This window comes from Actinomadura parmotrematis, from assembly GCF_019458805.1.
Taxonomy (GTDB): domain Bacteria; phylum Actinomycetota; class Actinomycetes; order Streptosporangiales; family Streptosporangiaceae; genus Spirillospora; species Spirillospora parmotrematis.
The window spans coordinates 195,084-215,650 of sequence record NZ_JAIBOA010000012.1; the positions used below are offsets into that span (position 1 = coordinate 195,084).

Genomic DNA, 20,567 nt, shown 5'->3' on the forward strand with positions numbered 1-20,567 from the left:
CGGTCACCGTTCGTTGAGATGCGGCGTGTTGGCCTGTGGGAGCGTTCCCACAGGCCAACACGCCGCAAGTCGACGTGCGATGACCGGGCGGTCGTGGTCAGTGGGCGCGGACGCGGGCGCCGGCGGGGGCGAGGTCCTCGATGAGCGACTCGGTCTCGGGCTGCAGGCGGTCGATCATCGGGTCGCGGGCCAGGTGGTCGCGCAGCTCGTCCACCACGACCTGCACCTGCGCGGCGTCGCCGAGCGCGTCGGTGGCGCGCAGCAGGTCGCGCCAGAGGCCCTCGTCCTCGGGCGCCAGGCGGAGCGCGGCGCGGGCGGCGCCGGCGGCCGCGCGCGGGTCGCCCTCGTCCAGGCGGAGCACGACCAGGCGGTGCGCGACGTCCACGACGCGGGCGGCCGCCTCGTACTCCAGGCTCGTCCCGGCGAGCCACCCGTACCGGCCGCGGGGGCGCCCGGCGAGCAGCGGGCCGCGCACGAGGTCCAGGGCGTAGGACATGTAGGCGCTCTCGGACGCCGGCTCGGCCGCCGACCGCCACACCAGCCACCGGAACACCGCCCAGTCGACCCGCACGTCCGAGCCGAGCCGGATGCGGCCCCGGTCGTCGTAGTACAGGTTCGGGCGGCCGCGCGCGTCGCGGCCGAGCCAGTCCGACACCCGCGCGATCGTCGCGTCCCGCACGCCGGTCGACACCCCGCGCGGCCAGACCGCGCCGCCGAGCACCGTCGGGTGCACGCCGTTCGGGTGCGTGGCGAGGAACACCAGCACCTCGGTGCACAGCTCGCGGCGCGCCTCGTCCATCGGGCCCGGCGCGGTGACCTCGATCGGGCCGAGCAGCCGGATGTCGGCCGCCGACCGCTCGGCGGACGGCGGCTCGGCCTCGCCGTCGTGGCCGGGCAGCGGCACGGCGGGCGCGGACGCGGCGTGCCGGAACAGCTCGAACACGCCGCGGTACTGGTCCTCGGTGACGAGCTGGGCGTCCACCTCGAACCCGAGGACGCCGGCCCGCAGCCGCCCCTCGGCGTCCAGCTCCCACGTCCAGGTGGCGCCCTGCACGTCGCCGGGCACCAGGTGCCCGGCCGCCATCCGGGTGCCGGTGCGGGCGAGCGCGACGAGCCGGTCGGCCTCCCGCTCGGTCGGCTCGTCCGCCATGATCAGGTAGTGCGGCATCCAGGCCTCGCCGAACACCCCGCGGCTCCGGCCGGTCAGCACCGAGTCGACGCCGGACGCCGCGAGCGCCTGCCGCACCTCCTCGCCGCGGCCCTCCAGCTCCGGCAGCGCCTCGTCCAGCGACGACACGGCGCGGATGCGGTCGGGGGCGACCTCGGTGATGCCCTCGCCGAACTCCTGCCCGAACCCGACGACGGTGATCCGCATGTGGTCGGACCAGCGGTTGGTGGCGAGCTCCAGGGCGAGGGCGGCGAGCGCGGCGCGGCGCGTCGCCTCGTCCCCGGCGAGCGCGATGAGGCCGTGCGCGGCCTCCAGGTCGACCAGGATGCGGCCGTTCTCGTTCGTGCCGATCGACACGAGGCCCGGGTAGGGGGCGAGGACGTCGGACAGGTCGGCGTCCTGGAGGCCGGCGAGGGCGCCCGCGTCCAGGCGCCACACCTGCCCGTCGTCGTGGGCCTGCCAGGGCGCCGGCGGGGTGCGGTCGGCGGGCGCGATCCACAGGTCGAGGCTGCCGGGGCCGAGGTGCACGCCGTAGACGGTCGGCAGGGCGCGGCCGCCCGCCGCCATCTGCTTGGACAGCTGGCGGAGGCCGAGGTCGAGGAGGCGGGCCGCGTCGTCGTCGGCGCCGACGCGCAGGGCGTGCTCGGTGACGGCGGCGCGCCCCTCGGGCGGCGGGACCATGTGGCCGAAGGCGCGCTGCCACATCTGCGTGCGGCGCCTGCGGCCGAGCGCGCCGAGCAGCCCGGCGGCGAGCAGCGACGCGAGCGCGAGGCCGTGCGGCCACTCGATGTCGAGCTTGACGGGCGCCTCGTGCTCCTTGCCGGGGACGTGCGCGCCGCCGCTGTCGGCACCGCCGCCGAGGGTGGCGGACGGCTGCGGCGCCGGCGCCCGGGGCGCCTGCGGGGCGGGCTGCGCGGCGTGCGCGGGCGGCGGCTTCGGCTGCTCCTGCTTCGGCGGCGCCTGCCGCTGCGCGGGCGGCTCGGGCGCGGGCTTCTCCGCCGGCGGCTCCGGGTGCGTGTCCCTGTGCGGGTGCCCGTAGCGGTAGTAGTCGTCGAGCTGGTCGGCGGGGATGACCTGCGCGCCCTTGGCGTCGTGCGGCATCTCCAGCACCCAGCCGGGCCGGATCAGGCTGGCGATGTGCAGCTTGGTGCCGTCGGGCTGGACGCGGCCCTTGTTCAGCTCGTAGATCTCCTTGTAGCGGCGGCCCTCGCCGAGGCTCTTCTCCGCGATCTCCCAGAGGCTCTCGTGGTGGCGCCCGGACGGCGGCTGCACCCGGTAGATCTTGGTGGTGCGCTCCTTGGCGTCCGGCAGGTCCGCGGCGGAGTGCGCGGCGACCTGCCGCACGGTCGCCGGGGGCGCCTGGTGGAACTCGGCCGCCTGCGGCTGCATCGCCGGCGCCCGCGTCAGACCGCTCCCGGCAAAAGCCGGCATCACCGCCGTCGTCGCGCTGAACAGCAGCAGCGCCGTGACGACGAGGCGGTGCACGAGGCTCTGCGTCCCGCCGGCGAGCGGCACCCGCACCGGCACGCCGACGCCGCGCACCCCGGCGTACACCTCCACGACCACGCAGAGTGCCAGCTGCAGCCAGGCCAGCCAGACGAGCACGACGAGGACGGTCAGCAGCGTGCTCGGGCCGACCTGCTGCGTCAGCTCCGCCTCGCTCGGCAGGTGGTCGGGGACCGGTGAACCGAACAGGGTCAGCAGCGCGTACGGCACTCCGACGAGCAGCGCGGCCAGGGCGAGGAGGGCGCCCAGCCCGGCGAGCACGTCTCCCGCGCCGCGCCGGTGCTTGATCTTCACGGGCTGTCGGGTCGCCATCACATCCCCGCCGGTTCATCCGATGTCGCTGTTTCGGTGGAGCACTCGCCGTGGCTGACATCGTAGACGCGACCGCCCCGTACGCAATGGCGGGCGTCTCCCGGCCCAATTGCGAAGCTGTCACGGTCCACCGTCAAGGCCCGGCGGCGGAGACCGTCCGTCCCTTCCGCCTCATTGGCGCGCAGCCGTCACAGCAATTCTTCCGCGGCCGTGCCACCCTGCACTTACATGATCTTTTTTCGGGCCGCCGCGACGAATTCGGCGGCCCCGCATTCCGCGCGCCGCCGATCGCGTTCACGCAGTTGAGTCCCGCTGTCGAGAAAAGCGCTCCCCGAGCTCCCCGAAGGGCCGCCCGTCCTCCCCGAAAATCTCCATGTACCGATCGAGGCGCGTGAACGACCGGTCGAGCAGATCCCCGTCGCCGTCCTCGTCCAAGTCGATCTCCTTCACCTCGGCCAGCCCCAGGAAGCGCCAGACGACGGCTTCCCCCTCCCCGTTGACGCCCTCGGTCTCCCCCTCGCGCCCCGCCGCCTCGGCCCGCTCCACCGCGTCTTCCTCGGACGCGGCGCGCACGAGCCGCACCGTCTCCCAGTACAGGTCGACGCGTCCCGCCACCGTGATCTCGTACAGCAGCACGGCGGCGTACCGTCGCCCCGCCCCCGCCCCCCGCTCGCCCATGGCGTTACGATCCCCGCGCCCGCCCGGATCCGAACCCCTCTCCCCCGGAGGCCGCCATGTCCGCCCTCGTGTTCCTCGGCGCCTCGCTGCTGCTCGCGCTGACGCCGGGCGCCAACAACCTGCTCGCCCTGCAGAACGCGATCCGGCACGGGCGGCGCCTCGCCCTGGGCGCGCTCGCCGGCCGCCTCGCCGCCTTCGCCATCATGATCACCGCGGTGGCGGCGGGGCTCGGGCCGCTCCTCGCCCGCTCCGAGCGGGTCCTCACCACGATCAAGTGGCTCGGCGTCGCCTACCTGCTCTACCTCGGCGCCCGCACGCTCTGGGACGCCCTGCGCCGCCCCGCCCCGGACGCCCCGGCCGAGGACGCGCCCGCGGACGCGCCCGGCCTGCGGCCGCTCGCGCGCAAGGAGTTCCTCGTCGCGATCACCAATCCCAAGGCGCTGCTGATCTTCACGGCGTTCCTGCCGCAGTTCATCGACCCGGGCATGTCGGCGCCGCTCCAGTTCGCCTGGCTCGGTCCCCTCTACCTGCTCGCCGAGTCGCTCGCGGCGACCGCCTACTGCCTGCTCGGCGGCGCCCTGAAGGCGATGCGCACGTCCCGCGCCTTCCGCCGCCGCCTCGACCAGGGCACCGGCGCCGTCCTCCTCGGCCTCGCCGCCCTCCTCGCCGCCGACCACTGACCCGCCGCCGCGTCCGGGCTACGTTGAAGCCATGCGCGCCCGGCCGCCCGACACGGGCGAGGACCCCACCGCACTCCCCCCCTTCGAGCGGGGAAGGGCGCCGGTGACTCGCGGACTGGTCCTCTTCGACCTCGACGGGACGCTGTTCGACCACCGGGCGTCGATGCTCGCCGGGGTGGGGCGGCTCATCGCGGACGCGGCGGTGCCCGCGCCCGATCCGGACGCGCTGGTGCTGCTCTGGCGCGAGCTGGAGGAGCGCCACATGCGCGAGTTCCTGGACGGCGCGTGCTCGTTCGCCGAGCAGCGCCGCCGGCGGCTGCGCGGCTTCCTGCCCGCGCTCGGCGAGCCCGTCCCGGCCGACGACGCGGGCCTGGACGCCTGGTTCGCCGGGCGGTACCGGCCCCATTACGAGGCCGCCTGGCGGGCCTTCCCCGACGCGCGCCCCTGCCTGGACGCGCTGCGGGCGCTGCCCGCGCCGCCGCGCGTCGCCGTCCTCACCAACGGCGACGCCGCGCAGCAGGAGGCCAAGCTCGCCCGCATCGGCCTGCGCGACCGGTTCGAGGCCGTCCTCACGCCCGCCGACCTCGGGACGGCGAAGCCCGACCCGGCCGCGTTCACCGCCGCCTGCCGCCTGCTCGGCGCCGCCCCTGACTCCGCCGTCAGCGTCGGCGACTGGTGGGAGGGCGACGCCGTCGCCGCCCGCCGCGCGGGCCTCACCGGCATCTGGCTCGACCGCGGCCCCGACGTGACCTCCGAATGGCCCGCCGACCCCGGCGACGTCCCCCGCATCGACCTCCTCACCGACCTCCCCGCCCACCTGTTACCGGTAGGTTCGGAGACATGAGCGACCAGCCGGTCACCGGCACCGTCAAGGAGTGGCACGACGAGGACGGCTGGGGCGTGCTGACCTCGCCCGGGGTGCCGGGCGACGTCTGGGCGCACTTCTCGATGGTCCGCACCGGTGGCTCGTACGCGACCCTCGCGACCGGCGAGACCGTCGAGTTCACCTGGGAGCGCGGCGACCAGGACGGCTACGCCTACCGCGCGATCGACGTCCGCCGGCCCGGCGAGCCCGAGCGGCCTCCGGCCGACGGCGGCCCCGGTTACACCTCCGAGGTGCGCGTCACCTACGAGTGACGCCCGGGGACGTCAGTTCCCGGTGACGGGGACGGCGCTGGCGGTGGCGGCCATGGTGAAGTCGCCGAGGCCGGGGATGATGCCGAGGATCTGCGGGTGGACGGTGATCTGGACGCGGACGGTGACGCGGTCCTGGGTGGCGGCGCAGTCGCTGCCGCTGACGCGGGTGTCGTAGTCGGCGAGCAGGTCGCAGGCCGCCGCCTCGGCGCGGCCGGGGTCGATGACCGGCCGGCCCGTCTCGCGGAGGGCGGCGTCGTCGATCTGGTTGGCGCCGGCGCGGGCGGCCTGCTCGGCCATGTCGGCGGCGCGCTGGCGGGCGTGGATGGCGAGGCCGCCGTCCACCAGCAGGCCCGCCAGCATCAGCACGACGGGCGTGAACAGCACGACGTACAGCGAGATCGTCCCGCGGTCGCGGCGGTCGCGCGGCCCGGTCACGGCGCGTCCCCGCCGCCGCGGTAGGTGTACTCGTCGACGGGCGCGACGGCGCGGCCGGTGAGGCGCTTGGTGCCGGGCAGGCCGATGAGGGCCATGTCGCCGAGGTCCACGTCGCAGCTGATCGTCACCGCGACGCGGCCGCCGGGCCCCCAGTCGCCGAGGTCCACCGCGACCTGCGGGCCGCCCGCGCACCAGGACCGGCCCGCCAGGCTGTCGTCGGCCGACTCGCGGGCCAGGTCGGCGGCGCCGCCCGCCGAGCGGGCCACCGACGCCGAGCGGACGGCGTCGCGGGCGGCGCCCTCGACCTGGCTGCGCGCGTCCACCAGCCGGCCGAGGCCCGCCAGGAACAGCAGGAACATCACGAACAGCGGGGTCGCGATCACCATCTCCAGCGACATGGCGCCCCGGTCGCCGCGGCGGCCCGTCCGGCGGCTCATCCGGCGCCCCCCTGGCAGGCGGTGCCGGCGCCGACGTCGGGCCGGAAGCACTCGACGGGGCCGCGCGAGCGCTGCGTCACGTGGACGGTCATGAACGGCACCACCCGGATCGCCGTGCCGCTGACCTGGACCCAGCGCTGGTCGCCGCCCTCCCCTGAGGTGACGGTCAGGCCGGCGATGAGGTGCGGGCCGATCTGGTCGACGTCGCGGCGGGCGCGGTCCTCGGCGGCGGCCTGCCAGCCGCCGCCGGCCGGCGCGGTGCGGGCGACGCGCGCGCCGGCCTGGGCGGCGGCGAGCGCGACCTGGCGGGCGTGGTAGACCATCGCGAACTGCACGGTGGCCAGCAGCACCAGCACGATGATCGGCGTGAGCAGCGCGAACTCCAGCGCCGAGGCGCCCCGGTCCTCGCTCCACCGCCCGGCCATCACTCGGTGTCGGTGTTGATGGTGTTGGCCTTGTCGATGATCAGTTTCTTGATGATGGCGGCGATGGTCACCGTGATGACCGCCAGCACCGCGGTGATGATCGCCCACTCCAGGGCGGACGCGCCGCGGCTGAGGTCCTCGCGGCGGGCGCGGTCCAGCCGGACGGCGAGCAGCGCCCGCAGGTAGACGACCGCCGGGTCGTTGAGGGGGTTCATCGGCTTCTCCTGATCGAGGGGGACGGGGGTGCGGTCAGGTCGCGATCAGCCTGATCAGCGCGGGAAAGGCCAGGAAGATCATGAAGGCGACGCAGAACAGCAGCTGCGCGACCATCATCGACTGGGACCGCTCGCCGGCGCGGCCCTCCAGCTCCGACAGCTCGCGGGTGCGCATGGACGCCGCCCGCGCCCCGAGCGACCGGCGGATCTGCGCGCCGTCGTCGGCGACGAGCGACAGCGCGCCCGCGAGGTCGGTCAGCTCGGCGATGCCGAGCTCGTCGCCGAGCCCGCCGAGCGCCTGCCAGGGCGTCTGCCCGACGATGCGGGCGTTGCCGAGCGCGTCGCGGAGCCGCTGCATGGCCCAGCCGTCGCCGACCGACGCGGCGGTCATCAGCGCCTCGTGGACGCCGCGGCCGCCCGACAGGTTCATCGACACCAGGTCCAGGAACGCGCCGACGGCGTGCCGGAAGTCCTGCCGGCGGGAGGCGGCCTCCTGCCGGAGCTGGAGGTCGGGGATGAAGAAGAACACGCCGGCGAGGAGCAGCCCGGCCCACAGCGGGACGAGCAGCCCGCCGCCGAGGTCGAGCAGCTCCAGGTACATGCCGATCAGCGGCAGGAACACCAGGACGGCGGCGGGCAGCAGGAACTTGGTGGCGAGGAACGCCTCCAGCGACCGGTCGGTGACGGCGAGGTCGGAGCGGACCGACTGCAGCCGCCAGCCCCGCGCGTCGCAGAACCGCACCAGCTCGCGGCCGAGCCGCGCGCGCAGCACCCCGACCCGCTCCAGCGGCGGGAACGTCCGCTCGGCGCCGGCCTCCTCCGCGTCGCGGTGGCGCGCGGCGTCGAACGCGGCGAGCCGCGCCGACAGGCCGGGGCGGCGCGGGAACAGCGCCCGGACCAGCAGGTACAGGCCGGCGCCGACGAGCGCGCCCGCGAGGATCGCGCCGGTCACCGGGGGCCTCCCCCGCCGGCGTCCATGGTGTGGCGGCCGCGCAGCGCCGCGGCCCGGCCCTGCCAGCCCGCGACGGTGCTCGGGACCTGCTCGGGGACGCCGGGCCGGCCCGCGCCGCCGCCGAGGAACCGGCTCGGCAGCTCGTAGCGGGCGAGCCGCCGCAGCCAGAGGAACGCCGCCGCGTACAGGGCGATGACGACGCTCAGCATGAGCTGCCCGAGGACGCCGTCGTAGGGCTCCACCCAGGAGTGGTTGAGCACCGCGAGGCCGAGGGCGCTGCCGACCGACACCCCGACGACGATGCGGACGCTGCGCCGCGTCGCGCGCCGGTCGGCCTCCACCCGGCGCCGCATGTCGAGCTCGGCGCGGGCCGAGGAGGCGAGCGCGCCGAGCATGTCGCGGAGGCCCGGCCCGCGCAGCTTGGCGTTGAGGACGAGCGCGGCGACGACGAGGTCGGCGGACGGGTCGTCGAGGTCGTCGGCGAAGCGGCGGAGCGCGTCGGGCATGGGGACGCGGGTGTGGAGGCGGTCGACGAGGTCGCGGAGGGGCCGCTGGAGGGCGGGCGCGGCGGCGCGCAGCGAGGACGGGATGGCCTGCTCCAGGCCGACGGCGCCCGCGATGGTGTCGCGCAGTGACTCGGTCCAGGCGGCGAGGCCCTCCAGCCGCGCCATCGCGACGCGCTCCTCTCGGGCGCCGCCCGCCAGGCCGTTCCAGCCGAGGACGAGGACGCCGGTGCCGGCGGCCGCGACGACCCAGCGCGTCGTCACCAGGACCGCGACGGCCGCGACGACGGCGACGGCGGCGCGGGTGCTGACCGTCCGCAGCAGCTCCTCGCGGCTCCGCGCGGGTTTGCGCGCCGCGCGGACCGGCATCCCGCGCAGCGCCGCGATCAGCAGCACCAGGCCGCCGCCGGCGAGCGCGCCGGTGATGATGGCGAGCAGGACGTCGGGGGCGGTCACCACGCACCGCCGAGGGAGGTGTCGTAGCCGAACTCGGCGAGCTCGTCGGCGCAGGCGATCGGCGCGGCGGGGACGGCGGCGCCGCGCGCCGGGTCCAGCGCGAACACCTCCGACGACAGGACGCGCCCGTCGCAGCCGGTGACCTCGCGGACGCTGGCGACGTAGCGGCGGAGCCGCCCGCCGCGCGCGTAGTCGTTGCGCTTCTCGATGAACACGACGAAGTCGATGGCGCCCGCGATCAGCATGTGGGTGGCCTCGGTGGGGAGCCGCTCCTCGGACTGGATCGCGTAGGTGGCGATGCGGTTGAACACCTCCATCGAGGAGTTCGCGTGGATCGTCGACAGCGACCCGTCGTTGCCCTGCGTCATCGCGTTCAGCATGGTGACGATCTCGTCGCCGAGGACCTCGCCGACGATGACGCGCGAGGGGTTCATGCGGAGCGAGCGGCGCACCAGCTCGGCCATGGAGATGGCGCCCTGCCCCTCGGAGTTCGGCAGCCGCTGCTCGAACGCGATGCAGTTGGGGTGCAGCTCGGGGAACGCGTCGAGGCCGAGCTCCAGGGCGCGCTCGACGGTGATGAGGCGCTCGTGCGCGGGGATCTCGTTGGCGACGGCGCGGAGCAGCGTCGTCTTGCCCGCGTTGGTGGCGCCGGCGAACATGATGTTCTTGCGGGCGTGCACGGCGGCGCGCAGGAACCGGCCGACGTCCTCGCTGAAGGTGCCGGTGCCGACGAGGTCGGACAGGAACACCTTGCCGAGGCGGGCGCGGCGGATCGACAGCGCGGGCCGCACGGTGACGTCCATGACGGCCGACAGCCGCGACCCGTCGGGCAGCCGCAGGTCCAGCTGCGGGTTGGCGGTGTCGAACGGCCGCGACGACAGGCCGCTGTAGGCGGCGAGGATCTGGATGAGCTCGACGAGCTCCTCGTCGCTCTCGGCGACCGGCTCCGCCAGCACCTCGCGGCCGTCGGCGTAGCCGAGGAACACGCGGTCGCAGCCGTTGATGTCGATGTTCTCGATCTCGGGGTCCTCCAGCAGCGGCTGGAGCCGGCCGACGCCGAACAGGGCGGCGTGCACGCCCGCGGCGAGCGCCTCCTCCTCCTCGGCGTTCGGCGGGCGGCGCCCGGAGGTGATCTCGCCGCGGGCGAACTCCTCCAGCACCTGCCCGATGAGGGCGCGCGCGAACTGCCGCTCGTCCTCGCCCGACATGGGGGCGAGGCCGCTCGCGGCGTCGAGGCGGCGCTGCTGGGCGAGGCGGTCGCCGACCTCCTGGCGGAGCCGCTTGACCAGGCCGTGGTCCACCTACAGCCTCCCTTCCTCCAGCAGCGGGACGGGCGGGGGCTCGGCGGGGCCGGCGCCGGCGCGCTCGCCGCGCAGCCGGTCGGCGCGGGCGGTGAGGCCGGCGGCGACCTCGCGGGCCGAGCGGACCAGCAGCGAGCGGTCGAGGCGGCCGCCCCACTGGCCGGACAAAAGGTCGGCGCCCTTGGGGTCCAGGGCGAGGCCGCCGAGGACGCCGACGGGGTGGCCGGCGCCGTCGCGGCGGGTGATGATGCGGTCGACCTCGGCGACCGAGGCGCGGAAGTCGCGCGGGTCGGCGAGGACGAGGACGGCGATCGGCGGGCCGCCGCGCAGCCCCTCGCTGAGCGCGGCGACGCGCTCGCGCAGGTGCGCGACCTGCTCCAGGGTGGCGCGGGTGACGAGGACGACGAGGTCGGCCTCGCGCATGAGGTCCAGCAGCGGGGTGCCGGCGCCGAGGCGGCCGCAGTCGGCGAGGACGTCCACCTGGCCGAGGCCGGCGAACGCGCGGCCGAGCGGCCCCCACAGCCACGTCATGCCCTGCGCCTGCTCGGCGCTGGTGATGCCGACCAGCACGTCCAGGCCGCCGACGAGGCGCTGGCAGTGCTCGGCGACCTGCTCGGGCCGCAGCCCGCGGCGGGCCGTCGCGGCGAGGCTGAGCAGGCCGCGCGAGGGGTTCAGCATGCCGCCGCCGCTCTGCCCCTCGGGCGGCGCGGCGGGCAGCCGGTAGACGAGGTCGCCGCCCGCCTGGTCGCATTCGGCGACGAGGACGGGCCGCGGCCAGACGGCGCCGAGGGCGACGGCGGTGGTGGTGACGCCGGGCGCCCCCTTGTCCGCCGCGAGCGCGATGAGGGCCACCGTCAGCCCCCGCCGGGCGCCGGGGTCTGCGTGGTGGCGGGCGGCGTCGCGGCGCCGCCGTCCCCGCCGCCGGTCCCGCCGCCGCCCGCGCCGCCCGTCCCGCCGCCGGGCGCGACGCGGCTGCCCTCGGGGACCAGCGCCACCGCGACGGCCTGCGCGGACGCGGCCTGCGCGAGCGCGGGGGCGTCGGCGGGCAGCACGGCGACGTCGATCGAGGTCGCGTCGGAGCGCAGCCGGTCGCCGCCGCCGCGCGCCACGTTCACGATGATGGCGTCGCCCGACAGCACCGTCCCGGCCTTCGGCCCGCTGCCGCCGCTCCCGCCGCCGACCGCGTACAGGCCGACGCGGCGCCCGTTGGCGAGGCCGCCCGCCGGGAACTGGCCGGGCTTCAGCGACAGCCCGACGACGAGCCGCCCGCGCGCGGGCGCGGTGTCGCGGCTCAGCATCGCGTTGGTCAGCAGGGTGCCCTTGACGAGCGGGACGGCGGCGTAGGTGCCGGTGACCTTGGCGTGCTCGGACCAGTTGAGGAACTGGATGCCGGTGTCGCCGATCTGCGCCTCGCGGAGCGCGCCCGCCGGGATCCGCTGCCCGGCCGCGACCGGCTCGGCGATCACGATGGCCGACACCCGCTGGCCGCTCGCCATCACCAGGTAGGCGCTGGCGAGGGCGCCGCCGAGGATCAGCAGGACGGCGAGGGCGGCGAGGGCGGGCTTGCGCTCGCGGGGCGCCGCCGGCAGCCGCTGCCCGCCCGCCGCGCCGAGCCCCGACCGGCCGAGTCCGGGGCCCGCGCCCGCCGGCGGTGTCGTGGCGACCCCGCCGGAGACGCCGCCGGAGGCGGCCGAGTGGTTGGACTTCATCGCCTTGCCCACGCGTCCCTTCCCGCCTTCCGGGCCCCGCTCCCGGCGGGGGCCCGGCACCACCGAGCGCTCCATGCTCGCCGGGACCCGAACGCCGCGTCAATGGATTCGGCGGGTTGAGGCCGTAGCGTGACTCCCTGTGTCAGAACGAGCGGGGAATTAACTGATCGCACACGTTTTGACGAAGAGTCACGCAAAATACTGACAAGCCGGGAATGGTCAACGGTGTTCTCGGTCACCGTTTCCGCGGCGGCGGGCCCGCGCTCCGGCTGAGGCGGCGGCGCGTCATCTTCTAGGCTTGCCGGACGGGCTGCGCCGTGGCCGGACGCCGCGCCGCGCGATGGAGGAACCTTAATGCGGATCTCGTGCACGGTCCTGACCGGTGAGGGCCCCCGCGACATGGTGATCGAGGTCGATTCCGAAACAACGGTCGGCGAGGTCGCGCGAACGCTCTTCCGCGGTTCGGACGCGTCCAGGGTTCCGGTCGGCGCGCCCGCACCGGCCATTGTCGATCACAAGTGCTCGCTGTGGCTGGACGGCCGGATGCTCGATCCGCGCGCGCCCGCCGCGCGCGAGCTGCGCGACGGCGCCCGCGTCGCGCTCGACCGGGCGACCGCCGCCGCGACCGTGCAGGCCGAGCCGTCCGGGCTGGTGGAGGTCCGCGTCGTGGGCGGCCCGGCGGCCGGGCCGGTGCACCGGCTCGGCATCGGCCGCACCACGGTCGGCGCGGGCCCCGGCGTCGACATCGTCGTGGCGGACGCGGCGCTGCCCGCCGCCGCGCTCGCCCTCACCGTCACCCGCGAGGGCGTCCGGGTCGCGCCCGAGCCGGGCGTGACGGCGCTGCTGGACGGCGTCCCGCTGGAGGAGCCCGCGGCGTGGCGGCCGGGCGTGCCGCTCGCCGCCGGGTCCGGGGTGCTGATGCTCGCCGCGTCCGTGCCGCCCGACACCCACCTGGAGCCGCTGCCGGACGGCGGCCTCGCGTTCAACCGGCCGCCGCGCCTGCGGCCCGCGCACCGGCCGCGCCGCCTCACCGTCCCCAAGCGGCCGGTGCGCGACGCCCGCGAGCGGCTGCGGCTGTTCGGGGCGCTGCTGTTCTCGGCGTTCGGGCTGGTCATGGCGTTCGTGCTGGGCCAGTGGTGGTGGGCGCTGTTCGCGCTCGCCTGGCCGGTGATGACGGTCGGCGAGTGGATCGGCGACCGGCTGCACGGCCGCAAGTCCCACCGCAAGGCGCTGAAGGAGTACCAGGAGCGGACGGCCCGGTTCGGCGGCGAGCTGGAGCGGCTGCGGCGCGCCGACGAGGACGAGCGGCGCGGCGTCCACCCCGACCCCGCCGAGGTCCTGCTCACCGCGACCGGCCCGCGCCGCCGCCTCTGGGAGCGGCGGACCGGCGACCCCGACGCCCTGCACGTCCGGCTCGGCCTCGCCGACCTGCCGTCGCAGGTGGAGCTGGTCGGCAACACCCCGCCCGACGGGTCGCCCGCGGACGCGCCGCCGCCCGTCGCGCCGCCGGTGTCGCGGCTGGTGCCGGTCGCGCTGCCGCTCGCCGACCTCGGCGTCCTCGGCGTCACCGGCCCGCGCGCGTCGGCGCGGGGCCTGGCGCGGTGGATCGTCGCGCAGTCGGCGGTGCTGCACAGCCCCCGCGACCTGTCGATCGTGGTGCTGTCGGCCGACCGGGCGGCGGGCGAGGACTGGAACTGGGTGCGGTGGCTGCCGCACTGCGCGCCGCGCGAGGGCGAGGAGTGCAGCGCCCTCGTCGGCGCCGACGCCGAGTCCGTCGCGCACCGCGTCACCGAGCTCGCCATCCGGCTCACCGAGCGGCGCCGCGCCGCGCAGGCCGAGCAGGGCTTCTTCGGCCGGGACCGGCCCGCCGAGCACGCCCCCCGCAACGTGCTGATCGTCCTGGACGGGGCGCGGACGCTGCGGCGCGTCCCGGGCATGCCGATGCTGCTGTCGCGCGGCCCGGAGTTCGGCATCCACGCCGTCTGCATCGACGACGAGGAGAAGCTGCTCCCCGAGGAGTGCGCCGCCGTCGTCAGCGTCGGCGCCCTCGGCGCCCGCCTGCGCGGCCACGGCCTGGACGGCGCGGCGGTGCTGCTCGCCGACGAGGTGTCGGCGGCGTGGGCGGACCGCGTCGCGCGGGCGCTCGCGCCCGTCCGCGACGTGTCCCGCGAGGACGCCGCCGAAGGCATTCCCGGGGAGGCCCGGCTGCTGGAACTGCTCGGCATGACCGACCCGACCGCCGAGCACGTGCTGCGCTCCTGGGAGGCGACGGGCGGCCGCGCGACCCGCGTCCCGATCGGCGTCGGCGCCGACGGGACCTTCACCGTCGACCTCGCCGCCGACGGCCCGCACGGCCTCATCGCCGGCACGACCGGCGCCGGCAAGTCCGAGCTGCTCCAGACGCTCATCGCCTCGCTGGCCGTCGCGAACCGCCCCGACGAGCTGACGTTCGTCCTCATCGACTACAAGGGCGGCGCCGCGTTCGCCGACTGCGCGCGCTTGCCCCACACCGTCGGCATGGTCACCGACCTCGACGGGCACGCCACCGAGCGCGCCCTAGAGTCACTGGCGGCCGAGTTGCGGCGCCGCGAGGAACTGCTGTTCGCCGCCGGCGCCAAGGACCTCGACGACTACAACGAGCTGCGCGCGTCCCGTCCCGACCTCGCGACGGTGCCGCGGCTGCTGCTCGTCATCGACGAGTTCGCCGCGATGGTCGCCGAGCTGCCCGACTTCGTCACCGGGCTCGTCGACATCGGGCGGCGCGGCCGGTCCCTCGGCGTTCACCTGCTGCTCGCCACGCAGCGCCCGGCGGGCGTCGTCACCGCCGACATCCGCGCCAACACCAACCTGCGGATCGCGCTGCGCGTCACCGACCCCGACGAGTCCACCGACGTCCTGGACGCGCCCGACGCCGCGCAGATCCCCAAGGCGACGCCGGGCCGCTGCTACGTCCGGTCGGGCGCGGGCGCGCCGCAGGCCGTCCAGTCCGCACGGATCGGCGGGCGGCGGCCCGGCGCCGCGGGCGCCTCCACGAGCGTGGCGGCGCTGCCGTGGCAGGGCCTCGGCCGGCCCGTCCCCGCGCCGCGCGAGGCCGCCGACGACGCGGCCGCGGCCGTGACCGACCTCGCCGACCTCGTCGCCGCCGTCGCCGAGGCCGCCCGGCGCGCCGGGATCGGCCGGCAGCCGTCGCCGTGGCTGACGCCGCTGCCCGAGCGGATCCGGCTCGCGCCGCGCACCGCGGCGGGCGGCTCGGTCGTCGACGTCCCGCCGATCGCGTTCGGGATCACCGACCTGCCGGCCGTCCAGTCCCGCGAACCGCTCGCGCTGGACCTCGCGACGTCCGGGCACCTGTACGTGGCGGGGTCGGCGCAGTCGGGCCGCTCGACGGCGCTCCGCAGCATCGCCGGCGCCCTCGCGGGCGGCTGCTCCCCCTACGACGCGCACCTGTACGCCATCGACTGCGGCGCGAGCGCGCTGCTGCCGCTCGTGTCGCTGCCGCACACCGGCGCCGTCGTCACCCGCGACCAGCCCGACCGCTGCGAGCGGCTCCTCGCGGCGCTGTCGGCGGAGGTGTCGCGCCGCCAGCAGCTCCTCGCGGGCGCCGGCTTCGCCTCGCTCGCCGAGCAGCGCGCCGCCGTCGCCGCCACCGACCGCCTCCCCTGGATGGTGCTGCTCCTCGACCGCTGGGAGGGGTTCCTCGGCGCGTTCGAGCACTACGACTACGGGCGGCTCGTCGACACCGTCCTCCGGCTGCTGCGCGAGGGCGCCGCCGTCGGGCTGCGCGCGGTGTTCACCGGCGACCGGTCCGGGCTGAGCGGGCAGGTGTCGACGGTGTTCGACCGGCGGCTCGTCCTGCGGATGGCCGACCCCAACGACTACGGGTACGCGGGGCTGCAGGACAAGCAGGTCCCGGCCGCGATGCCGCCGGGGCGCGCGCTGGAGGTCGTCGCGCCGGGCATGCCGCCGCGCGAGTCGCAGATCGGGCTGCTCGGCGACGAACCGTCCGGAACGGCGCAGGTCGCGGCGCTCCAGGAGATCGCGCGGGCCTGCGCGTCCCGCTACGGCCGGGTGCCGGCCCGGCAGCGCCCCCTGCACGTGGACGAGCTGCCCGTCCGCGTCACCTACCGGGAGGCGATGGCGCTCGACCCCGACTTCACCGCCCCGTCCCCGCTCTGGGCGCTCACCGGCGTCGGCGGCGACACCCTCGCGCCCGTCGGGATCGACCTGCTCAACGACGGGCCCGGCTTCATCGTCGCGGGCCCGCCCCGGTCCGGGCGCTCGACGGCGCTCTGGACGATCGTCTGCTCGCTGCTCGACCCCGCCTCCGGGGGCGGGCTCGTCCCGGTCGTCCTGATCTGCCCGCGCCGGTCGCCGCTCCGGCAGCTCGCGGGGCGGCCGGGCGTCCTCGGCGTCCTCGGCTCGGACGCCGCGTCCGAGGACCTGGACGCCCTCATCGGCGACGAGCACCGCTACGTCGTCGTCGTCGACGACGCCGAACTCCTCGACGAGACCGAACTCGACGACGCCCTGCGCGACGTCCTCCGCACCGCCCGCGACGGCGAGCACGGCGTCGTCCTCGGCGGCACCACCGAGGACCTGGGGCGCGGCTACCGCGGCTTCATGTCCGACACGCGGCGGTCGCGGTCGGGGGTGCTGCTGTCGATCGAGTCCCCCGACGACGGCGACCTCTTCGGCCTCCGCCTGCCGCGCAACGCCGCCCCGGGCGGCCCCACCGGCCGCGGCCTCTTCGTCGCCGCCGGCGTCACCACCCAGATCCAGATCGCCCTCCCGCCCCCGCCCGACCCGTCCTGACCCCCCGGTCCCTCCTCGTCGAGTTGCGGCGTGTTGGCCTCTTGAAACGTTTCAAGAGGCCAACACGCCGCAACTCAACGGATGGTGACCGGGCGGTCAGGGGGTGGCGGTGCGGCGCGGGGCGGGGCCGCACCGGGGACGTCCTGGAGGTGACGGAGGTGCTGGAGGCAGGGCGAGCGGACGGTGACGGTCACGCCGCCGTCGTCCCCGGCGGCGAGGAGCTGCACGACGAAGCCGTCCTCGGTGCGGAAGGCGGTCTCGTAGTCGCGGCCGGTGGGGCGGCGGCCGTCCTGGAGGCGGACGGCGATGCGCTCCACCTCGTCCTGCCCGTGACCGGGCGGCGCGGGCAGGACCGTCCGGTACAGCAGGACGCCGCTGCCGGGCGGCTCGACGAGCGAACGGCGCGCCTTGTCGTAGCGCCAGCAGCCGCCCACGCGGCTCCGCGCGACCACCGGCGCCGGCGTCCTTTGCGGGCCGATCACGGCGCCGAGCTCGGCCTCCGCCCGACGACTGGCGGTCGCGGCGTCCATACGGCTGAACACGTCGACATAGGGGCGGTACATGGCCGCCGGGTCATAGAGCACGGGCGCCAGCCCGACCAGCCACCCCGAACTCACCACCGCGGCTGTCCCCCACCCGAGCACCAGCCCCGCCCCGAACGCCCGCCGCCCCCTGACCGCGCTCGCCGCCCCGCCCCCGAGGCACGCCACCCCGCACACCACCGCCACCCCGACAACGAGCGGCAGCGACGGCGGCCGGGGCATCCACGCCCGGTCGAGCGCCATCTCGAGCCCGAACGGCCACAGCAGCAACGGCACCGATAGAACGGCGCAGACCCCCAGCGCGACCAGGCCCCCGCCCGCAACACGCCTCATCCTCCGCCACCGCCCACCCCGCGCCAGCCCCTCCGCCGGTATCAAGAGGGCCGAGGCGTACAGCGATGCAACTCCCCGAACCGCCGCTCAGCAATCCGCATGAACTCCACAAGATCACCCAACGCATCCCGCCCGCGCACAACAGGCGGAATATCAATACTGATCCACGTGGCCCGCCCACCGCATTTGAACAGCGCGATCACGTAATTCGGACGTTGATCACCGCCAAGAGTGAAACGACTGACGGCCAGCCCGCGCCCCAGTTCCGGTGGCAGCCTGCGGACAGGGGAACGTCCCGAGCCACCCAGCCACGCCTTTTCTTGCCGCTCAATGACCTGTTCGCCATCGTTGTACGACCAGCTAATGCCGAGTAGCGCGGAATTTTGCGCCCCCCAGGCAAGACACAAGCCATAATCCGTCTGATGCCCATCCCAACGCCCGGCAAGCGACCCTGCCACACCGCTCACCTCACGAAAAGAATGCTCTGGAACCAGATCGCACAGGTAGGGCGCGGCATCCAAAATCAAGCGCGCAGGCGCGGTAGTCGGTTCATGAACTATGCTTTTCCCTTGGCAGCCGGACGCCAACATCACCACGAACAAGAGCTGGCCGGCGAGAAGTCGTCTCATGGCCGAGCGCCCGGCACACCATCAACGCCGACATAATGGCCGGATGCCCGGCGCCTGCCTTGATCTGCAGCGTCGGCGAACGCTGAAGAGAGGTGATTGGAATCAGAATTTTCCCCCGCCCACCGCAGGAACGAAATAAATTCTGTCGGCGTCATTGAAGCGACGGGTTTAATCTTCGGATGCGGACCCGGCGTGGCGAATGAAGCCCCCGCGATGTTGCGGTGCGCGTACCGGCCATGAGCGACAATAGAGGAGAGGATCAACTGACTAAAGAGCTTTTCCAAGGCCTCACCGTCGGTCGTAGGCGCGGTGACCCATACCTTCGCCCCCTCCTCTCGCTGCCGGACGATCAGATCGACGATCTGCTTACGTGCGCTCTCCACCGAAAGTTCGAGTGCGATATCGACCGCCTTGCCGGCCACCGGAACGTCACTGATCGGATTCTGCGGCGAGAAAAGGCCGACACCCATTTCGACATTCGAGCGAAGCTCATCGTTGACCTGATCGACGCGCGCCTTCTCCGCCCAGAGGTTCTGAGTCCGGGCCTCCAACAAGTGACCGAACATCTTTCCCTCCGGATCGACGACGTCGACCATATAGCGAGAATCGCGCGCAACGGCTTGATCGATCACCACCTTCGCATGGGCCGTCTGAGCATTGAGCAGCGTCGTAAAAGAAGCGGAATCGCGTGCTACGTAAAGCAGCAGGTAGTCCATGTCCACATCCGACATGGGAGTTCCTGTGTCCGTAGCATTGTTGCCGGAAGCCTGAAAGATGTCGTTGACTTTGATGATGTGCTTGGCGAGCGCCATGGCCATCGCCTGGCGCACCCCGGACATGGCGTCGAGTCCTGCGTCGTCGTGTCCCTTGATCTCCAAGTGTCCGTCCTTGCCGACCTCGAAGTAGCCCTTGGCGTCGGTGGCGAGGGTTTTGCCGAGGGCGAAGGTGAGGCGGGTGGACTCGGGGTCCTGGCCGGTGGTGGCGGTCTGGATGGCGCGGCCGAGGGCGGCGCCGTGGTCGCTCCGCGCCCACTGGTCGCGGCGGTCGTGCAGGAGGTAGCGGTAGTTGGGGCCGGTGGTGTTCGTCCAGCCCTTCGGGAAGGGGCCCATCGCTTGGTGGGACAGCAGGGCTTGGGCCGCGGCGGGGCCGGAGCGGGCGGCGGCGTCGAGGAGGTTGATCAGGTGGTCGTGGCCCGGGGTGAGGTCGGGCAGGGGCGGGCGGCCGTCGTGGCGGACGGTGCTGTCGAAGGCGATCATGTCGCTGCCGACGCGGGCGAAGAAGGCCGGGGAGAAGCGGGCGCCGGACGCGCCGATCAGGGTCGACAGCGTCTGGTAGCCCGCCCAGCCCGCCGGGGGCGCGCTGCGGGGCGGGGACGTGGCGCGGCCGGCGGCGGTGAGGGCGGTCAGGAACGGGTCGCCGACGTAGGACGGGCCGTGCGGGTCGGTGGTGAGGGCCAGGCCGCGGCCGAGCAGGGCGTGGAGGGCCCTGGTGTCGGCGTTCAGGCGGACGTCGCCGGGGTTCGCGGCGGCGTGGGCGCCGGCGCGGCGGGCCAGGTCGAGCATCGCGGCGGGGCCGAGGGCGTCGAGGAGGCCGCGGGCGAGGGCGGGGGTGAGGTCGGCGGCGGTGATGCCCGGGGACGCGCCGCGCCCGAGGCGCGCCGCGATGCGGCGGCCCTCCATGTAGGCGGTCTGGTCCGAGTACCTGTCCGGGAGGGTGAGGTAGGTACCGCCGGGGAGGCAGGTCTTGAGGGCGGGCGACTCGTGGTCCAGGTCGTGCGCCAGGACGTTGCGGCGGCGCAGGTCGGTGGACGCCTCGGCGGCCCAGGCGGCGAGGCGGCGGATCTCCTCGGCCGGGGCGGTGCTGACGCCCGCGCTGTGCAGCGCCTGCCAGAGCTGGTCGGCGAGGGTGGACAGGCCGGGCGCGGCCCGGGACATCTGCCGGGTCAGCTGGTCGAACTCGGCGAGCTTGACGCCGCAGGTGCCCGGCGCGAGCCAGTCGTCGGCGCCCATCAGAGCATCGGGCCGCGGCGCAGCCGCGCCTCGATGAGGTCGTGGGCCTTGCCGAGCTGCGCCTTCAGGGCGCGCTCGCCGCCGCTCAGGCGGGATCCGAAGCCGCCGGCGGACGGTCCGACCCAGGCGTGGTCGTCCATCGCGCGGCGCGGGCCGGCCAGCAGGTCGCCGTACTGCTCGGCGAGGGTGCCGATCCGGCTGAGCAGGAGTTGCAGCCGGAAGATCTCGGCCTCGTCCACGTCGCCTCCCTCGGGGGTCGTCGTGAGCCTGCCCGAGGATCGCGGTCCGCGCACGTCGGGTGACGCGATCGTGACGTACCGCGAGCGGG

Annotated in this window: 19 protein-coding genes; 4 read left to right on the top strand and 15 right to left on the bottom strand. The window is 75.1% G+C overall.

The genetic code is table 11. The features are described 5' to 3' along the window. Positions 1-97 precede the first annotated feature (97 nt). Both K1Y72_RS20095 and K1Y72_RS20100 read right to left on the bottom strand, forming a co-directional pair. Positions 98-2,986 carry a BTAD domain-containing putative transcriptional regulator gene (locus tag K1Y72_RS20095; RefSeq protein ID WP_220167925.1) on the bottom strand — a complete coding sequence of 963 codons (2,889 nt, stop codon included), beginning with the start codon at positions 2,984-2,986 and terminating at the stop codon, positions 98-100. A 294-nt stretch (positions 2,987-3,280) separates the two neighbouring features. After that, entirely contained in the window at positions 3,281-3,622 is a 342-nt protein-coding gene (locus K1Y72_RS20100; RefSeq protein ID WP_220167926.1) for a DUF4288 domain-containing protein, read from the bottom strand. A gap of 98 nt (positions 3,623-3,720) precedes the next feature. Between K1Y72_RS20100 and K1Y72_RS20105 the strand changes: the two genes are divergently transcribed. From K1Y72_RS20105 to K1Y72_RS20115, 3 genes are all read left to right on the top strand, one after another. Then, the gene (locus K1Y72_RS20105) at positions 3,721-4,344 is read left to right on the top strand and encodes a LysE family translocator (RefSeq protein ID WP_220167927.1); all 624 of its coding nucleotides are present in this window, start codon (positions 3,721-3,723) and stop codon (positions 4,342-4,344) included. Positions 4,345-4,447: 103 nt separating this feature from the next. Further along, entirely contained in the window at positions 4,448-5,188 is a 741-nt protein-coding gene (locus K1Y72_RS20110) for an HAD family hydrolase (RefSeq protein ID WP_220167928.1), read from the top strand. After that, on the top strand, positions 5,185-5,481 hold the full coding sequence (locus tag K1Y72_RS20115) for a cold-shock protein (RefSeq protein ID WP_220167929.1): 297 nt from the start codon (positions 5,185-5,187) through the stop codon (positions 5,479-5,481). Before K1Y72_RS20110 ends, K1Y72_RS20115 begins: the two co-directional genes overlap by 4 nt. Before the next feature lie 12 nt (positions 5,482-5,493). Here the strand turns inward: K1Y72_RS20115 and K1Y72_RS20120 are convergent, their stop codons facing one another. From K1Y72_RS20120 to K1Y72_RS20160, 9 genes are read right to left on the bottom strand one after another with little or no spacing between them, the layout of a single operon-like run. Further along, complete coding sequence (locus tag K1Y72_RS20120) at positions 5,494-5,916, bottom strand: TadE/TadG family type IV pilus assembly protein (protein WP_308287156.1); 423 nt, start codon at positions 5,914-5,916, stop codon at positions 5,494-5,496. After that, positions 5,913-6,353, bottom strand: coding sequence for a TadE family protein (locus K1Y72_RS20125; RefSeq protein WP_258572918.1), 441 nt, complete (start codon positions 6,351-6,353; stop codon positions 5,913-5,915). The genes K1Y72_RS20120 and K1Y72_RS20125 overlap by 4 nt, the downstream gene beginning before the upstream one ends. Continuing rightward, positions 6,350-6,778 carry a TadE family protein gene (locus tag K1Y72_RS20130; RefSeq protein ID WP_220167982.1) on the bottom strand — a complete coding sequence of 143 codons (429 nt, stop codon included), beginning with the start codon at positions 6,776-6,778 and terminating at the stop codon, positions 6,350-6,352. The genes K1Y72_RS20125 and K1Y72_RS20130 overlap by 4 nt, the downstream gene beginning before the upstream one ends. Beyond that, complete coding sequence (locus K1Y72_RS20135) at positions 6,778-6,993, bottom strand: hypothetical protein (protein WP_220167930.1); 216 nt, start codon at positions 6,991-6,993, stop codon at positions 6,778-6,780. Before K1Y72_RS20135 ends, K1Y72_RS20130 begins: the two co-directional genes overlap by 1 nt. A gap of 34 nt (positions 6,994-7,027) precedes the next feature. Next, positions 7,028-7,945 carry a type II secretion system F family protein gene (locus K1Y72_RS20140; protein ID WP_220167931.1) on the bottom strand — a complete coding sequence of 306 codons (918 nt, stop codon included), beginning with the start codon at positions 7,943-7,945 and terminating at the stop codon, positions 7,028-7,030. After that, entirely contained in the window at positions 7,942-8,904 is a 963-nt protein-coding gene (locus K1Y72_RS20145; protein ID WP_220167932.1) for a type II secretion system F family protein, read from the bottom strand. The genes K1Y72_RS20140 and K1Y72_RS20145 overlap by 4 nt, the downstream gene beginning before the upstream one ends. Next, positions 8,901-10,205, bottom strand: coding sequence for a TadA family conjugal transfer-associated ATPase (locus K1Y72_RS20150; RefSeq protein WP_220167933.1), 1,305 nt, complete (start codon positions 10,203-10,205; stop codon positions 8,901-8,903). The genes K1Y72_RS20145 and K1Y72_RS20150 overlap by 4 nt, the downstream gene beginning before the upstream one ends. Continuing rightward, a complete protein-coding gene (locus K1Y72_RS20155; protein ID WP_258572920.1) occupies positions 10,206-11,057 on the bottom strand; it encodes a CpaE/TadZ family protein in 852 nt (283 codons plus the stop codon). It lies immediately after the preceding gene. A 2-nt stretch (positions 11,058-11,059) separates the two neighbouring features. After that, positions 11,060-11,926 carry a hypothetical protein gene (locus K1Y72_RS20160; RefSeq protein ID WP_220167934.1) on the bottom strand — a complete coding sequence of 289 codons (867 nt, stop codon included), beginning with the start codon at positions 11,924-11,926 and terminating at the stop codon, positions 11,060-11,062. A 342-nt stretch (positions 11,927-12,268) separates the two neighbouring features. Here K1Y72_RS20160 and K1Y72_RS20165 point away from each other — a divergent pair, with 342 nt between their 5' ends. Continuing rightward, positions 12,269-16,726, top strand: coding sequence for an FtsK/SpoIIIE domain-containing protein (locus K1Y72_RS20165; RefSeq protein ID WP_220167935.1), 4,458 nt, complete (start codon positions 12,269-12,271; stop codon positions 16,724-16,726). Positions 16,727-16,800: 74 nt separating this feature from the next. Here the strand turns inward: K1Y72_RS20165 and K1Y72_RS20170 are convergent, their stop codons facing one another. The 4 genes from K1Y72_RS20170 to K1Y72_RS20185 form a co-directional block, all read right to left on the bottom strand. Further along, positions 16,801-17,544 carry a hypothetical protein gene (locus tag K1Y72_RS20170; RefSeq protein WP_220167936.1) on the bottom strand — a complete coding sequence of 248 codons (744 nt, stop codon included), beginning with the start codon at positions 17,542-17,544 and terminating at the stop codon, positions 16,801-16,803. A 98-nt stretch (positions 17,545-17,642) separates the two neighbouring features. After that, positions 17,643-18,230: a hypothetical protein gene (locus K1Y72_RS20175; RefSeq protein ID WP_220167937.1), complete on the bottom strand. Its 588-nt coding sequence runs from the start codon at positions 18,228-18,230 to the stop codon at positions 17,643-17,645. Then, positions 18,227-20,239, bottom strand: a complete 2,013-nt coding sequence (locus K1Y72_RS20180; RefSeq protein WP_220167938.1) for a hypothetical protein — start codon at positions 20,237-20,239, stop codon at positions 18,227-18,229. Before K1Y72_RS20180 ends, K1Y72_RS20175 begins: the two co-directional genes overlap by 4 nt. Continuing rightward, complete coding sequence (locus K1Y72_RS20185) at positions 20,239-20,478, bottom strand: hypothetical protein (protein WP_220167939.1); 240 nt, start codon at positions 20,476-20,478, stop codon at positions 20,239-20,241. The genes K1Y72_RS20180 and K1Y72_RS20185 overlap by 1 nt, the downstream gene beginning before the upstream one ends. Positions 20,479-20,567 lie beyond the last annotated feature (89 nt).

Bases quoted from the DNA above. Each gene is read 5' to 3' on its own strand.
- K1Y72_RS20180 (WP_220167938.1), bottom strand. From the start codon at position 20,239: ATGGGCGCCGACGACTGGCTCGCGCCGGGCACCTGCGGCGTCAAGCTC.
- K1Y72_RS20175 (WP_220167937.1), bottom strand. From the start codon at position 18,230: ATGAGACGACTTCTCGCCGGCCAGCTCTTGTTCGTGGTGATGTTGGCG.
- K1Y72_RS20130 (WP_220167982.1), bottom strand. From the start codon at position 6,778: ATGGCCGGGCGGTGGAGCGAGGACCGGGGCGCCTCGGCGCTGGAGTTC.
- K1Y72_RS20165 (WP_220167935.1), top strand. From the start codon at position 12,269: ATGCGGATCTCGTGCACGGTCCTGACCGGTGAGGGCCCCCGCGACATG.
- K1Y72_RS20095 (WP_220167925.1), bottom strand. From the start codon at position 2,986: ATGGCGACCCGACAGCCCGTGAAGATCAAGCACCGGCGCGGCGCGGGA.
- K1Y72_RS20135 (WP_220167930.1), bottom strand. From the start codon at position 6,993: ATGAACCCCCTCAACGACCCGGCGGTCGTCTACCTGCGGGCGCTGCTC.
- K1Y72_RS20115 (WP_220167929.1), top strand. From the start codon at position 5,185: ATGAGCGACCAGCCGGTCACCGGCACCGTCAAGGAGTGGCACGACGAG.
- K1Y72_RS20105 (WP_220167927.1), top strand. From the start codon at position 3,721: ATGTCCGCCCTCGTGTTCCTCGGCGCCTCGCTGCTGCTCGCGCTGACG.
- K1Y72_RS20125 (WP_258572918.1), bottom strand. From the start codon at position 6,353: ATGAGCCGCCGGACGGGCCGCCGCGGCGACCGGGGCGCCATGTCGCTG.